We start from the raw sequence: 15,756 nt of genomic DNA, 5'->3' as shown, positions 1-15,756 counted from the left end.
TGTAGTTGTCTTGTTTTAGTTATAACCTTTAATAAACCCTTCGGCAGCAACGGCGATGATTGAAATCGCTACGACCACTGACAAACCTTTAGCTGCAAAGTATTTCCAGAAGTCGCGTGTAGCGGGTTTGAGCCATTGCCCGTGAGGCGTGCGTGAATAGATGTATTGCCCCGACATTGCGCCTAGGATCACGCCCAGCACCATGAACCTGGGGTCGGTGGCCATGCCAAGCAATGCGCCCATCACAGCGCCCAGGCCGAGGTAGATATTGCTTGACTTGCGTCCGTCGGGCTCTCCTTTGGGCGACAGGTAGGAAATGCCTGCCACGAGCATGGCTGCTATGCCCCAGAAGATGAGATAAGTGTCGGACACCTTGATGAAGTAACTGGCATGAGTCATCCACAGGCCCGCAAACGCTGGAATTGCAGCCACAAAGCGCGGTCGTAGCACTAGAACTAGTGCCGCCACGAGGCATGCAATGCCTGCAACCAGGAGAGTGTATTGTAGAATCATCGTGCTTATATTAATAATTATATAACATTTATTTACTTGCTTTTATTGTGGTGAGTTGTGTTATTTTTGTATAAAATTAGTATATCATCAAGCGTTATCTTGCTTGGGTTTGATGCGTTCGGGATAAGAGATGCGGCGATGGTGGAGTATTCGGAGTCGCTCGATAAACACCTTTTTAATTATCTCGACTTGGCTGAAGCTGATGGGGGCTTCTTTGAGTTGGCCGTCGGCAATCTGCGAGTCAATGATTTTCTCAACGAGAGCTGTTATAGACTCCTCGCTGTAGTCGTTGAGGCTGCGGGCAGCCGCCTCGCAGGCATCTGCCATCATGAGGATTGCCGCTTCCTTGGTCTGCGGTTTGGGGCCGGGGTAGGTGTAGGGTTCGGTATCCACTGCCTGGCCGCCGTTGTTGTTGCATGCCATGTTATAGAAGTAGCGCGTGAGGCTAGTGCCGTGGTGCTGGGCAATGAGGTCCTTGATCACCTGTGGCAGACGAGCCTTGTCGGCCATGGCAAGTCCGTCTTTCACATGGTCAATCACGATGCTGGCACTCTGGTCAGGGTCAAGCGACATGTGCGGGTTCACGCCTGTCTGGTTCTCGGTGAAAAACGCCGGATTGCTTATCTTGCCCACATCGTGATAAAGTGCTCCGGCACGCACGAGTTGCTGGCTGGCTCCCACCTTGAGCGCAGCCTCGCTGGCTAAATTGGCCACCTGCAGCACATGCTGGAATGTGCCAGGACAGCGCTCCGACATGCGTCGCAGCAGCGGGGTGTTGATGTCGCTAAGCTCTACAAGAGTTACCAGCGAAGTAAACCCGAATAGTTTCTCAACAACAAAAATGGCAACATAGGCAAACGAGAGCATGACGCAGTTAGTAGCGTAATACATGAACTGATGCCAGTCTATGTCGCTTAAACTGAGGAAAATGTCGCCACGTGTCAACTGGAATGCGATGTGCATAGCGCAGTAAACCACAAAGATGAGCATAGCGCAGATGACAAGCTGCGAACGCCTTGTGAGCTCTTGCATCGACGCAATAGCGATACATCCGGCCAAGAACTGCATGGCGATGAACTGCGCCTGCTCGGAGGCAACAAGCGAGCACACCACAATGACGACAATGTGGGTGAAAAATGAGATGCGGGTGTCGAAGAACACCGAGATCATGATGGGAACGAGCGCAAACGGCACAAGGCTCATGTAGTTGGGCCGGAACTTCACAACGAAGAACACGCTGATGATAAACAGCGTCATGAACGAGATGAGGAATACCATGCTGCGCATGTTGTTGTAAACACGATAGCGCATGGAGATGAGGAACACGCAATAGATGAGCATGATGATGGTGACAATGAGGATCTTGCCCACGATTATCATGATGTCGTCCTGGGTGCTCTCTTGGTCCTTCTTGATGATTTGACTCTCTAGAGTCTTGATTATGTTGTATTGTCGCGGAGTGACAATATTGCCCTTGAAGATGATAGCTTCGCCCGTCTGTATGTACATGATGGGGTCGGTGACGGGTTTCAGCGCATCGTTGAGATAGGTGTCGGTAGTGGTTTTGTCGAGTTCGACATTAGGTTCCAGATAGTTGGAAATAAAAGCCAGATCCATATTGGCCGTGCCCTTGCGGTAGGTGGAGTCGATGAATGTATAGACTTGCCTTACCGAGCGCATAGAGTCGGTTTTCACGATGCTTGCCACGCTCTTGTCGTCAAGGATTCGCATCTTTGTCAGAGTGCCGTTGTTGATGGCTTCGCCCGTGGCGTTGTCCACGATGCCTTGCTTATAGGCTTTGGTCACATCATGCAGGATGCGCATCTTGGTTGCCGCCGGTATGTCTTTTCTTGCCCCCATGTCCTTTGACAACGCGCTGATCTGCTGGCTAGCAATAGATTCTTCGAGTCGGTAAAACTTGATGAAAGATGCCTCGATGCTGTCGCTCTTGCGCGTTTTCTCGTTTTCGTCGGGCTCAACGGGGAAGTCAAAAGGTGCGATGAGCATGTCGTAAGGCCAGGGCTTGCCCACTTCGCATTGCCATGACGCGATGCCGTCTTGCCGTGGCAGGGCCAGCGAAATGAGTGTCGTGGCCACCACAAACATGAGTATGATGAGATAGTTGTGTCGTTTGTTTGTCATAACAAATCAGGTGTTAAGTTAGTTGACGCGCATTGCCGAGCTCACTCCTTTCACGTTCTTGAGACGCTTGCACAGGGCGGTGAGCACGCTGGCATCCTCGATGAGCACGTCTAAACGGCAGTTGAACAGACCTTTGTTGGCCTGGATGTTGAGGCTGCGCATGTTGATTGACATATTAGTTGAAATGATGTATATGATTTCTTGCAGGATGCCCATGCGGTCGATACCTTCGACATGCACCGAGGCGAGGAATTTCTCGCTGGTTGTTTCCCAGTGAGTTTGTACCAGACGTCCGCCAAAGCTGCTTTTGAGTTTCATTGCTGTGGGGCATGTGAGCTTGTGCACGATTACGTCGTTGTCGTCATTTACATATCCCACGACATCATCGCCGGGGATGGGGTGGCAACAATGGGCAATCTTATAGTTGCTCACGCCGTCTTTGGTCATGAGTGTATAAACCTTCTTGGTGTTTACTTTTTCTTTGGGAGCAGCATCTTCTTTGTTGCGTGACGCAAAGGGGTTGCGCAACAACTTTGACAATATACCTTCGCTCGACGATTTGTCTTTTTTGAGCAATTGTGCAGTGAGTGCAATCTCATTGTTGCCTATCTTGAAGTAGAGTTCCTCCTTGTTTTGTGCATGCTCATTGTTGATGATGCGCATTATCACTTCGTTGGTGGGCTGCATGCCGTTGGCTATGAGCATTTCGTCGAGGCGTTTCTTGCCACGTTCGATTGTGGCCCTGCGGTCGTGTCTCAAAGCGGCGCGCAGTCGTGTCTTTCCCTTGGCTGTGACGAGGAACTTGTCCCAGTCGGGCTGTGGCTGCTGCGACTGTGATGTGAGGATTTCCACTTGGTCGCCGCTGGCAAGTTTGTGGGACAGCGGCATGAGTTTGTGGTTAACCTTTCCTGCGATGCAGTGCGTGCCTATCTCGGTGTGCAGGGTGAAAGCCATGTCGAGCACTGACGCATCTTTGGGCAGTGTCACGAGTTCGCCCTTGGGGGTGAACACCACGATCTCGCTGGCAAAGAGGTTGAGCTTTATGGTGTCGAGGAAGTCCATCGCATTGGGTTCGGGGTTTTTGAGGATGTCCTCGATGGTCTGTAACCACACTGCGAGTTCGCTTTCTTCCTCGCCTTCGCCTATCTTGTATTTCCAGTGTGCAGCAAATCCTCGCTCGGCGATGTCGTCCATGCGCCGGCTCCTGATCTGTACTTCCACCCATTTGCCGTCGGGACCCATCACGGTGATGTGCAGGGCGCGGTATCCGTTGGCCTTGGGGGTGCTTATCCAGTCGCGCACGCGGTCGGGATGCAGGCGGTATAGGTCGGTGATCTCGCTGTATATGTTCCAGCAGATGCGTTTCTCCTCGCTCTCGTTGTCACACTCAAAGACGATGCGCGCGGCATAGAGGTCATATACTTCTTCAAACGGGATGTGCTTGGTCTCCATTTTTTTCCATATTGAGTAACACGACTTGACGCGTGCACGGAACTCGTAGGTGAGGCCTATCTCGTCGAGATGTTTGCGAATGGGGTCGGAGAATCGTGCGAAGAGCTCGTTGCGGCTCTTCTCGCTGGTTGCTATCTGCTGCTGGATGCGTGCATACACTTCGGGGTGCTCATACTTGAAACTCAAGTCTTCAAGTTCGGTCTTGATGGCAAAGAGTCCAAGTCGATGGGCTAGTGGGGCGTAGATGTAAAGTGTTTCGCCTGCAATCTTGTATTGCTTGTTGGGCGGCATTGATGCCAGTGTGCGCATGTTGTGCAGGCGGTCGGCCATCTTGATGAGCACGACCCTGATGTCGTCGCTCATAGTGAGCAGGAGCTTGCGGAAGTTTTCTGCTTGGGCGCTCGCGTGGTCGCCGAAGATACCGCCAGAGATTTTTGTGAGTCCTTCGACAATCGAAGCGATTTTCTTGCCGAAATGAGTCTCGATGTCCTCAACCGTGTAGTCGGTGTCCTCGACCACGTCGTGCAGCAATGCCGCACAGATTGATGTGGATCCAAGTCCTATTTCCTGGCTGACGATAGTAGCAACGGCTATGGGATGCAGGATGTAAGGTTCGCCCGAACGACGCCTCACGCCGGCGTGAGCCGAACATGCGAAGTTGAACGCCTTGTCGATGATTTCAACTTTTTTGCGGTGATTGCTCGCCAAGTATCCGTCTAGCAGCGTTTTATAAGCGTCGTTAATTAACTTTTCGTCTTGGTATGATGTGTTGTTATTCTCTGCCATAGTCCTTGCTTTTAGTGATGTCACACAAAAAAAATCTCCTATTAAAGGGCAAAGGTAATAAAATTAACCCGAAATTAGACTATAATTATTTATAAATTTAATAAAAAACGCGTACTATAAATTTTGCGTTTACGGTTGGGCTCAACAAATGGCTTGGTGACTGGTGGGGGCAGTTTACTTTTTACTGGTTTTAATTTTGTGGTGTGGGCTATTTGGAGTAACTTTGCAAAAAATCAGTCCAGATGAAACAGAAGTATGATTTTGATGCAGTCGTAGAGCGTCGCGGCACTCATGCCGTCAAGTGCGATTGCTTGAACGAGGAATTCGGTTGCAGTGACTTGTTGCCGCTGTGGGTGGCCGATATGGATTTTGCTGTGTGCCCTGCAATTACACAGGCTTTGGTGGATAGGCTGTCATCTCACCCTGTGTATGGTTACACAAAGCCAATTGCCAGTTATTGGCAATCGGTCATTGACTGGCAGCGTGAGCGCAACGGATTTGAACTGACGTCCGAAGAACTCTGTTTCATTCCAGGTATCGTCTCGGGGTTCGGCCTAGCGCTTAACTTCTATACTGTTCCGGGAGACAAGGTCGTGATACAAGAACCCGTTTACCACCCTTTCCGTCGTCTCATTGAGGGCAATGGTCGCGTCTCAATCAATAATGCGCTGGTGGAAAACGAGTCGGGTTACTATGATATGGACTTTGCCGACCTGGAACGTATCTTCGCCGAGCAAAAGCCCGTGATGATGGTGCTATGCAACCCTCACAACCCTGTGGGTATCTCATGGCCGGCCGACGTGTTGCGTCGAGTGGCAGAGTTGGCATGCGAATATGGCGTTATAGTTTTCAGCGATGAAATACATGGAGACTTGATGCTCGGCGGCAACAAGCACACTCCGTTTGCGTCGGTTAGTGGCGAGGCCGCGTCGGTTGCGCTCACTTTCGGAGCTCCGAGCAAAACTTTCAACATCGCTGGCATAGTGAGCTCATGGTGTGCTATCAAGAATCCTGCGCTTCGCAATCCGTTTTTCCAGTGGCTAGAGACTAACGAGCTATGCAGCCCTAACTTTGTGGCAATGGTTGCTACCGAGGCCGCCTATCGTCATGGTGGCGAGTGGTTGGACCAGTGCCTTGAGTATATAGAAGGAAACGCCGACTATGTGTGCCGCTATTGCGAGGAGCGCATACCTGGGGTCAAGGCCGTGAAACCGCAAGCCTCATTTCTCATGTGGCTGGACTGCCGCGGATTGGGGTTGGGCCATGACGAAATCATAAGACTTTTTGTTGATAAAGCAGGTTTGGCCCTCAACGAGGGAAGCATGTTTGGCGAGGCCGGCAGAGGACACATGAGGCTCAATGTGGCATCTCCTCGAAGCGTCATTGTGACTGCAATGGCTCGCCTTGAAAAGGCTGCAAAAGACTTAAAGTGAGACTTAAGCTCACTTAATAAAGAAATACTTTAACAGAATAAAGGTAATAACCACTGCGATAGTAATATGAAAATACAATATGCATCTGATTTTCATCTCGAAAACAAAGAGAATACTGCATATCTGGGCGAATCGCCGCTGCAGGTGGCGGGCGACATGCTTTTGCTCGCCGGAGATGTCTTTGTGATGGGCAAGGATGATGACTATTTGCAGCGATTTCTTGATTGGTGCAGCGAGTCGTTCACCCGTACCCTTATTGTACCTGGCAACCATGAGTTCTATGGTGGAGAAGACATCAAGTCCACGCTAGGAGGGTGGGAGTTGAAACTCCGCGACAACGTGAGTTGCTTGAACAACAAGCGTGTGGTGGTCGATGGAGTGGAGCTGATCTTCACCACGCTGTGGGGCGATGTCCCGGCCGAAGCCGAGTCAATCGTGAACAAATATATGCCAGAATGTAGCAGTGCCCGTTATGGCCAGCTGCATTTCAAGGCGTGTCACTATGGCGAGGCGCATGCCGCATGCCGGCTTTGGCTCGACAAAGTGCTGAATGATCCGTTGTCCTCTCGCAGGGTAGTCGTTACGCACCATTGCCCCGTGCGGGTTGAGGACCCCAAGTATGAAAGCAACGGGCTGAGCCATGCCTTTGTCAACCCCATGGAAGGTTACGTTGAAGCCAGTGGGGTGGATGCGTGGATTTTTGGACACACTCACTACAATGGCGCCCGCGGAACTCGGGTCGGAGGTACCGTATTGTGCACCAATCAACTCGGGTATGCCGCCAAAGGAGTGTGTGACGGTTTCTCTCGGAACTGCGTGGTAGAAGTGTGAGTTGCTATAACATGACAAATAAATAATTATATAATAAAAATCTAAATGATGACAACAGTTTCTGATCGTATTCAGGCATTAGCACCAAGTGCGACTCTTGCCATGTCGCAAAAGAGTAACGAACTCAAAGCCCAGGGTGTGGACGTAATCAACTTGAGTGTGGGGGAGCCCGACTTTAACACTCCCGACCACGTCAAGCAGGCAGCGCACGAGGCGATTGACGCTAATTTCTCTTTTTACACACCTGTGCCGGGCTACATGTCACTGCGCCAGGCAGTGTGTGCCAAACTCAAGAATGAGAACGGGCTGGATTTCACTCCTGATCAGATTGTAGTGGGCAATGGTGCCAAGCACGCCCTGTGCAACGTGATCATGGCCCTTGTGAATCCTGGCGATGAGGTTGTTATTCCCACTCCCGCATGGGTGAGCTACGTGCAGATGGTTAACCTTGCCGGCGGCGAGAACGTACTGGTGCCTGCAACGCTCGACACTTGTTTCAAAATCTCCCCTGAGCAATTAGAGGCCGCTATCACGCCCAAAACCAAACTCGTGATACTGTGCTCGCCGTCGAACCCCACGGGCAGCGTGTATAGCCGCGACGAGTTGCAAGCGTTGGTCCAGGTAATTGCCCGTCACGAAGGCGTTATGGTCGTTGCCGACGAGATATATGAGCACATCAACTATGTGGGACGCCATGAGTCGATGGCCCAATTTGCCGAAATCAAAGATCGTGTTATCATAATAAACGGTGTGTCAAAGGCTTATGCTATGACAGGCTGGCGCATCGGATATATTGCGGCTCCCTTGTGGGTGGCAAAGGCGGTGGTCAAGCTGCAAGGGCAATACACCAGCGGAGCTTCCTCTATAGCCCAGAAGGCGGCCGAGGCGGCATATGCCGGACCGCAGGATTGCGTTGAGGACATGCGCAAGGCATTCGAGCGTCGCCGCGACCTCATCGTGGGGCTGATGAAGGAAATCCCTGGTGTGAATGTAAATGTGCCCGACGGAGCGTTCTATCTGTTCCCCGAGGTGTCATCGTTCTTCGGCAAGCGCTGTGGCGATACTGTCATCAACGATGCTAACGACCTGGCTATGTTCCTCTTGCTAGAAGGTCATGTGGCAACAGTGTCGGGCGACGCCTTCTGCTGCCCCGGGTACTTGAGGTTGAGTTACGCCACTAGCGACGAGACCCTTGTTGAAGCCGCACGCCGCATCAAGGAAACTCTGGCTAAGCTGAAATAAAATCAATCCCCCCCCCAAAAAAAACGTGAAGAAATTTGTGTTTATAGTATTTGCTATCGTTTCGGCACTGTTGTCGCTGAACTTCCTCGGCTGTGGCGGAGGTGGGACAAAGGTGGCCGGCGAGGAACAGCAGCTGATGTCGGGACACACTCCCTCCCGGGAAGTTTCTTGTGCCGACTCCCTGCGCGACGAGTGGAAACAGTGCGGTTTGCCTAAAAACGGCAACAGTCTGCAAGGAAAAGAGCTTGTACGTAAAGGTTATGTGTCTTCCTATAATCCCGAGACATTGCAGCCTAACTGGGTTGCGTGGAAGCTCACTGCCGGGCATGTAGGAGGCGAGTGTTCCCGTAGCGGGTACGGATACCTTGAAGATGAAGAAGTGGAACCGAGGCAGACCTACGATGACTGGGCCGATGCGTCGTCGCTAGGCTACGACCACGGCCACATGTGTCCAGCTGGCGACAACAAGTGGTCGCAGGAGGCAATGGCGCAGACTTTTTTGCTCACCAACATGTGTCCGCAGGCAAAGAATCTCAATCAGCACAGCTGGGAAAGGCTAGAGCGCTCTTGCCGCAAGTGGGCCGAGAGGCTTGGCGAGATATACATCGTGTGCGGTCCTGTTTTCAGGTCGTCGAACCACAAGATGCTGGGCAACGGAAAGATACCAGTGCCCGATGCTTTCTATAAGGTTATACTTTACGTCGGCGACCAACCGCGTGCTATAGGGTTTGTGTATGATAATGTTGACCCGCCCAAAGGAGACGACATGAAAGACCATGTGGTCCCTATCAGCGAGATTGAGGCTATCACAGGGATAACGTTCTTCCCTGAACTGCCACAAGAGCTCTCGCAGAGACTCAAAGCGGTCGATGACTTCAAGCAATGGAACAAGTATTAACAGTGCATGAAGCACGCAACAAACATTGGCGTTCGTGAAAAAGCGGACGCCTTTTTTGTTGGCAAATGGGTTTGCATTAAACTTTTTTGCCCGTGAGTGGTCAAAAATGCGACACTAAAATTGTGAGGTAGCAAAAATAGCATTATCTTTGTGAATTAATAGACTACTGTGGAACTGATGAGTCGATGTGTGAAATACATATTACTGGCGTTTGTGGCTGTGGCGTGTTTGTGCTGCAGCAGCGGTGGTGGCGATGTGGACGACCCCAACCCCAGTGTTTATTACTGGCGCACGGTGTTCAGGCTCGACAGCACGGAGCGTGCTTTTCTGTCGCAGCACGATGTGAAGCGTATGTATGTGCGTTATTTCGACGTGGTTTCCCACAAAGCTGTCGCTCACCCCAATGCCACTATCAGTTTTGCCCAGCCGGTCCCTGAAGGCATAGAGGTTATCCCTACGATTTTCATTGTCAATCATTGTTTCAGGTATGACATGGACAGCATCCCCGAAAAACTCGTCGACCGAGTGCGGCAGATGAATGAGACCAATGATGTGACCGGGGTGCGCGAGCTGCAGATAGACTGCGACTGGACCTCCCAGACCCAAGATGACTATTTTGCATTCCTCGGCAAGGTGAGGGCGTTGCTCAAGGAGCATGGCATGCGACTGTCGGTTACTATCAGGCTGCATCAGTTGAACTTGCCGCCACCGCCCGCCGACTATGGCGTGCTCATGATGTATAACACTGGTGATTTCCGAGAGAAGAGCGATCGCAACCCCATTCTTGACTATCGTGACGCATATCCTTACCTGAAACATCTGGCCAGCTACAAACTGCCGCTGTGCTCGGCATGGCCTTGCTACTCGTGGAATTTGTTGTATAGTGACAATCAGTTTAAGGGTATCTTGTATGATGTGGATTTGGCCGACAGCAATGTGTATCGCGAGGTGGCCCCGGGTCGCCACGTGGTGATATCAAGCCGTGCATTGCCCGAACCTAACAGCGATGGCAGCGACATGACCTGGGTCAATGTGGGTGACAGCGTGATCACCGTCAAGCCCACGGCTAGCCAGATCATGCACATCGTCGAGGCGGTGGAGAAAGAACGCCCCGGCATCAACAAGCAGACGATAATTTATAGTCTAGATAAAAAAAGTATTCAAAACTATGATAATGAATTCTATCAAACGCTACTTAATCGTTAGCGTGCTGGCAATCGCAGGCGTTGCTTCGGCACTAGCGTGCGGCCCATGGTCGCGCCCTCATTACTATGTGTTCAGCGCTTACCAGCGCAATCAGTTGGGTTACACGTTTACCGACCGCATGGAGAGGTTCTGGTATGAATATGCTCCCGAACTCCGGGGCAATAATTGGCACCTGGGCATGCTGTCAAGTGAAGATCCGCAGGACTTTGAAAACAGCAGCAATGTAATCATCAAGGCTGCAATTAACAAGAAAGACAAAGAGATGCAAGATTACTTGCGGTTGCTTGTCAGTTATTTGAGCATCAGCGATGGAGTGAGGGGCGAGTCATGGGATTATCCCTCAAAGGAAGACTTGGCTAATCGCGAGAAGTCTTTGAAGTATCTCAACTACAGGGCCCGCAGCTACGGCGGTACTCGCATGGCAGGGCAGTATTGCCTGCTCGTGATGCGCACAAACATGCTCTTGGGCGACCATGCCTCAAACCTGGCCTACTGGAGCAGCCACAAGGACAAACTCAGCGCAAGCGTGTATAAAGACATGATGAAAGACATCTATGCCGGTGCGTTGGTGAACTCGGGCAAAATTGACGAGGCCGCTAGCATTTACTATGAGCTTGGCGACATGAATAGCCTCATGTGGCTCAAACGAGATGAGCGCAATCTGGAGGGCATAAAAAAAGAATATGCCCGCAATCCTAATTCGCCTTCGCTCATCTTCCTGGTCCAGGACTTTGTGAACAATACCAGCGACTCGCATTACAGCTATATGAAATATGGCATGGAGGAATATGGCGATGGCGATGCCGAGGTCGTGAAGTCGATGAAAGACTTTGTTGTTTTTGCCCAAAAGGTGGTTAATGAAGACAAAACCAAATGCCCCGCATTGTGGCAAAGCGCCATAGGCTGGCTCAACCACTCACTGGGCAACAGCAAGGAGGCCATTGAGCAACTAAACAAGGCGATGAAGATGGGAGGAACCGATCGCATGCGTGAAAACGCACGTGTTTGTCGCATGGTGGCAACAGCCGAAAGCGAGCCGTTCGGCAAAAAACAGTCATCGTTCTTAAAGCAGGAGTTCCAGTGGATGGACGCAATGGCAAAGAGCGAACCTAATGACGCTGGATGTTTTTATTGCGAAGATGCAACTAACCACTACACCGAGGTGATGCAAAATCTCATCTATGATTCTATGGCACCCACTTTGCTTAAGAACGGCCAGACCAATGTGGCTGCTGCCCTCGTGGGATGGCAGGCTCAACGCGATGGCGAGGAAAATGAATACAAGACCGTTCTCGACAACCTGAACGCACAAGAGATGATTGACTACTATGCTTACCTTAAAGGCAAGCCAGCGTCGGATCTTGAGGCAGTGTTGCTTTCTGCAAACAAACTCCAGGCTGACCTCTATAATGACATGGTAGGTACAAAGATGATACGTGAAGGCCGTTTTGCCGAAGCAATCCCTTACCTAGAGAAAGTGTCACTGGCATTCATCAACGGACAGGCCATAGCGCCCTATGCTTCGGTTCGCGACTACCACAAGGAGCAATGCTTCGTAAGGCAAACCGCAGTTGACTATGACGTTCCAGAAATCACCAAAAACCAAAAACTTGCCTTCTGCAAGGAAATGGTAGATCTTAATGATCGTTTAGGCAAGGAGACGAATCCTGCCGAGAAGGCGCAAATCGCCTATGTGATGGCAAACATGTATCTGCAAGCGTCTTATCGCGGCAACTGCTGGTATTTGTCGAGATATGGCAACAGTGTTATGGACACCGTTTGCTACAAGAACGAGAAAGACTTCCTTGCCGAGGCGGCTCACCTATATGATGTGGCGTTGTCGCAACCTGGTTTGCCAGCTAAATTCACACAGTGTTACCTCTATGCGGCTGCTTTCCTCCCCTTCGGCGAGCCCTATCAATCATATATCTATGACGAGGACTACAACGGACATTGGGTGTATAACAAGCAGTCACACCAGTACAAGTCCCTGCTCGCTCTCAAGCAGTACACACAGGGTAATCCTCCTTTCTTGGCACCATACATCACCAAGTGTGACATCCTGAAGAGATTTCTCAACTAATGTAGCAAACAAGAGAGGATAAATAAACGCGTCCCATAGTTGCCGTGGCTTCTATGGGACGCGCTGTTTATTGCCGGTTGGGCTTTTAATGGGCGCAGGCTAGTGCAGCGGTAAGGATGATGGTGAAAAACAGCATGTTGCGCGCTGTGCCACCTAGGAGCGGGTTGAGAGCCTTGCCCTGGCGTGTGGTGAGTTGATACCAAGTGACAGTGTGCAGCACCAGATAGAGCGCAGGGGCCGCCAGCGCCCACAAGGGCAAGCGCTCGTCCATGAACAGGCATCCTAGCCACAGAGGGGTTAGCAGAGCGACGGCAACATAACCATTGATAAGGTAGGCCGCAGCGGCAGGTTTCCTGCCGAAGATAACTACAGATGTGTTCTTGCCGGCTTCGCGGTCGTCATCTACATCGCGATAGTTATTGACAAGCAATACATTCACGCCCATGAACCCTATTGCCATTGATGCCAGCAGCACGAGCATGTTGCTCGGTGAGAACGACAGCGGGGTCATCGACACCACATGGTGCGTGAAAACGACAGGCACAACGCCGAAGAAAATGAACACGGCAGCCTCGCCCAGACCGTGATAACTTAACGGATAAGGACCGGCGCTATAAGCAAGTGCGAATATTGCAATTATCAGACCCACAATGATGAGCCACCACTCGCCATACCACAGCATGCCCAGACCCACCAGGCAGTCAAGCACAAGTAGGGTGAAGGTGACATTGCGCAGCTTATTGGGGCTGATGTCGCCCTCTGTGACACCGCGCCGAGGACCGTCACGCCCGGGCTTGTCGGTGCCTTTGAGGTAGTCGTAGTATTCGTTTGCCATGTTAGACACAATCTGTGCCAGCAGAGCAAAGAGGACACACAGCACTGCTGGTATCCAGTTGAACTTGTCTTGCCATGCAGCAAAGCCAAGAGCGATAATCACTCCTGACAGGGAAACGGGCAATGTGCGCAACCGGGCGCACTCAATCCATATCTTTATTTTTTTCATATCATTCCTTTGGTTGAAGGTAGTTCGTACTTGAATGCATCACGCCTGATGGCTTGCTTGAGCGAACGAGCCAAGGCCTTGAAGATGCCTTCGATCTTGTGGTGCTCATTAGTGCCGCGTGCGCTGATGTAGAGGTTCATGCGCGCTCCGTCGCTCAAGCTCTTGAAGAAGTGCATGAACATCTCGGTGGGCATGTCGCCCACGTGCTCACGGTGGAACTCGGCATCCCACACGAGCCAGCTGCGCCCGCCCAGGTCGAGGGCAACAGTGCACTGGCAGTCGTCCATGGGCAGCATGAAACCGTAGCGGTCGATGCCGCGCTTGTCGCCCAGCGCTTTGCTGATGGCCTCGCCCAGCACGATGGCAGTGTCCTCGATGGTGTGGTGTTCGTCCACGTTAAGGTCGCCAGCGACCTTGATAGTAAGATTCATGCCCGAGTGGCGGCCTATCTGTTCCAGCATGTGGTCAAAGAACCCCAGGCCTGTGCTGATGTCGCATTTGCCAGTGCCGTCGAGGTCGAGGTCCACGGTGATGCGTGTCTCGGCAGTGTTGCGGGTCACTGTGGCAGTGCGGGTGCCGCAGCGCAGAAATTCGGCAATCTGTTGCCAGTTACCGGCAATTAGTGCGGTGTGGCCGGATAAGTCGGCTTCTTGCAACTGACGTTTAATGTCGTCGTCATTGCTCGCTATGAGTATGCCCTTTGCGCCCAGGTTGCGTGCCAGCATGATGTCGGTGAGGCGATCGCCTATCACATAACTGTGCTCAAGATCATAACTGCCGTCTAGATATTTGCCAAGCAAGGCAGTGCCTGGCTTGCGTGTAGGCTTGTGCTCGTGCTCGAATGTGACATCGATAACCACGTCGTCAAATTTCACTCCTTCGCCTTCAAGTGTTCTCATGATGAGGTTATGGGGGCCGGTAAAAGTCTCGGTCGGGAACGAGTCAGTGCCGAGTCCGTCCTGGTTGCTCACCATGACCAGTTCGAAGTCAAGGGTGCGTGCAATGAAATTAAGGCTGGTGATGACTCCCGGCAGGAACTCCAGCTTTTCAAACGAATCGAGCTGGTAGTCAACAGGGGGTTCAACGGCGATGGTGCCGTCGCGGTCGATAAATAGGACACGCTTGAGCGGTTTATCTTGCATATTCGTTTATTTGATTCATGAGTGTAACATTCTCTTGGTGTGTACCCACAGTAATGCGCAGGCATCCCTGGCACATGCTCACACGGTTGCGGTTGCGCACCACGGTGCCCTGGCCAAGCAGCGCTTTGTAGAGAGCATCGGCATCATCGACACGCACCAGCACGAAGTTGGCGTCGGTGGGGTAGATGTGCTTCACTGCCTCGGCTTGTGACAAAGCCTTGATGAGCCATTCACGCTCGTTGAGCAATGTCTCTACTTGCTGTGCCACCTCGTCACGAGAAGCAAGGCGCTCGAGGGCGTATTGCTGCGTGAGCATGTTCACGTTGTAGGGGTACTTCACGTTGTTCATCAGTGCGATGATGGCAGGCTGGGCAAATGCCATGCCCAGGCGCACGCCAGCGCTCCCCCATGCCTTAGATAGAGTCTGCATTACAACCACATTGGGCAACTCGGCAAGATGAGTTAACATTGTTGGCTTTGACGAGAAGTCGATGTAGGCCTCGTCAATGACCACGATACACTTGGCGCGTTTGCCGAAATTGAGCAAATCGGCAGCGTCGGCAGCAGTGCCGGTGGGATTGTTTGGCGAGCATATCCACATCACCTTGGTGTGTTCATCGGCAGCCTCAAGCATTGCGTCAAAGTTGACGCTGAAATCATCGTTGAGCGGCACGGTGCGGTATTCAACGTCGTTGACGTCGGCACACACTTGATACATGCCGTAGCTGGGCGACATCGCCACAACATTGTCGATACCCGGTGTGCAGAAGATGCGATACATCAGGTCGATGCACTCGTCGCTGCCGTTGCCCAGGAAGATGCTCTCCACGGGAACGCCCTTGATTGCCGACAGCTGTTGCTTGACTTGCATCTGTAACGGGTCGGGGTATCGGTTGTAAGGACCGTTGAACGGACTTTCGTTGGCATCGAGCCACACGCTTGCCGTGCCGCTGAACTCGTTGCGTGCACAACTGTAAGGCTCAAGTTTCAATATATTGGGTCTAACAAGTTTTTCTAATTCCATA

The 15,756-nt window shown here is 51.7% G+C and carries 12 protein-coding genes; 6 read left to right on the top strand and 6 right to left on the bottom strand.

Annotated elements, in window-relative coordinates:
* Positions 1-15 precede the first annotated feature (15 nt).
* The 3 genes from ACKI3C_RS08790 to ACKI3C_RS08780 all read right to left on the bottom strand — a co-directional run bounded on the left by ACKI3C_RS08790 (position 16) and on the right by ACKI3C_RS08780 (position 4,893).
* A complete protein-coding gene (locus ACKI3C_RS08790; protein WP_321625801.1) occupies positions 16-513 on the bottom strand; it encodes a hypothetical protein in 498 nt (165 codons plus the stop codon).
* Positions 514-600: 87 nt separating this feature from the next.
* Positions 601-2,655, bottom strand: coding sequence for an HDIG domain-containing metalloprotein (locus ACKI3C_RS08785; protein WP_321625802.1), 2,055 nt, complete (start codon positions 2,653-2,655; stop codon positions 601-603).
* An 18-nt stretch (positions 2,656-2,673) separates the two neighbouring features.
* Complete coding sequence (locus ACKI3C_RS08780) at positions 2,674-4,893, bottom strand: RelA/SpoT family protein (protein ID WP_407404121.1); 2,220 nt, start codon at positions 4,891-4,893, stop codon at positions 2,674-2,676.
* Between the two features lie 242 nt (positions 4,894-5,135).
* Here ACKI3C_RS08780 and ACKI3C_RS08775 point away from each other — a divergent pair, with 242 nt between their 5' ends.
* The 6 genes from ACKI3C_RS08775 (at position 5,136) to ACKI3C_RS08750 (ending at position 12,586) form a co-directional block, all read left to right on the top strand.
* Positions 5,136-6,326: a MalY/PatB family protein gene (locus tag ACKI3C_RS08775; protein WP_407404119.1), complete on the top strand. Its 1,191-nt coding sequence runs from the start codon at positions 5,136-5,138 to the stop codon at positions 6,324-6,326.
* A 66-nt stretch (positions 6,327-6,392) separates the two neighbouring features.
* Positions 6,393-7,157: a metallophosphoesterase gene (locus ACKI3C_RS08770; RefSeq protein ID WP_407404117.1), complete on the top strand. Its 765-nt coding sequence runs from the start codon at positions 6,393-6,395 to the stop codon at positions 7,155-7,157.
* 48 nt (positions 7,158-7,205) lie between these two features.
* Positions 7,206-8,399: a pyridoxal phosphate-dependent aminotransferase gene (locus ACKI3C_RS08765; protein ID WP_407404146.1), complete on the top strand. Its 1,194-nt coding sequence runs from the start codon at positions 7,206-7,208 to the stop codon at positions 8,397-8,399.
* 25 nt (positions 8,400-8,424) lie between these two features.
* Complete coding sequence (locus tag ACKI3C_RS08760) at positions 8,425-9,297, top strand: DNA/RNA non-specific endonuclease (RefSeq protein ID WP_407404115.1); 873 nt, start codon at positions 8,425-8,427, stop codon at positions 9,295-9,297.
* Between the two features lie 189 nt (positions 9,298-9,486).
* Positions 9,487-10,503 carry a hypothetical protein gene (locus ACKI3C_RS08755; RefSeq protein ID WP_407404113.1) on the top strand — a complete coding sequence of 339 codons (1,017 nt, stop codon included), beginning with the start codon at positions 9,487-9,489 and terminating at the stop codon, positions 10,501-10,503.
* The gene (locus ACKI3C_RS08750; protein ID WP_407404111.1) at positions 10,466-12,586 is read left to right on the top strand and encodes a hypothetical protein; all 2,121 of its coding nucleotides are present in this window, start codon (positions 10,466-10,468) and stop codon (positions 12,584-12,586) included. Before ACKI3C_RS08755 ends, ACKI3C_RS08750 begins: the two co-directional genes overlap by 38 nt.
* Before the next feature lie 85 nt (positions 12,587-12,671).
* Here ACKI3C_RS08750 and menA read toward each other — a convergent pair whose 3' ends face one another.
* Genes menA through hisC form a run of 3 tightly spaced genes read right to left on the bottom strand, consistent with a single transcriptional unit; the run spans position 12,672 to position 15,755 of the window.
* Positions 12,672-13,589 carry a 1,4-dihydroxy-2-naphthoate octaprenyltransferase gene (menA, locus tag ACKI3C_RS08745; RefSeq protein WP_407404109.1) on the bottom strand — a complete coding sequence of 306 codons (918 nt, stop codon included), beginning with the start codon at positions 13,587-13,589 and terminating at the stop codon, positions 12,672-12,674.
* On the bottom strand, positions 13,586-14,731 hold the full coding sequence (gene hisB, locus ACKI3C_RS08740) for a bifunctional histidinol-phosphatase/imidazoleglycerol-phosphate dehydratase HisB (RefSeq protein ID WP_407404107.1): 1,146 nt from the start codon (positions 14,729-14,731) through the stop codon (positions 13,586-13,588). Before hisB ends, menA begins: the two co-directional genes overlap by 4 nt.
* On the bottom strand, positions 14,721-15,755 hold the full coding sequence (hisC, locus tag ACKI3C_RS08735; protein WP_407404105.1) for a histidinol-phosphate transaminase: 1,035 nt from the start codon (positions 15,753-15,755) through the stop codon (positions 14,721-14,723). Before hisC ends, hisB begins: the two co-directional genes overlap by 11 nt.
* Position 15,756: the final 1 nt, after the last annotated feature.

This window comes from Sodaliphilus sp. (assembly GCF_045598405.1).
GTDB lineage: Bacteria > Bacteroidota > Bacteroidia > Bacteroidales > Muribaculaceae > Sodaliphilus > Sodaliphilus limicaballi.
The sequence above is the reverse complement of the archived record's forward strand: the minus strand, read 5'-3'. Positions and strand labels throughout refer to the sequence as shown.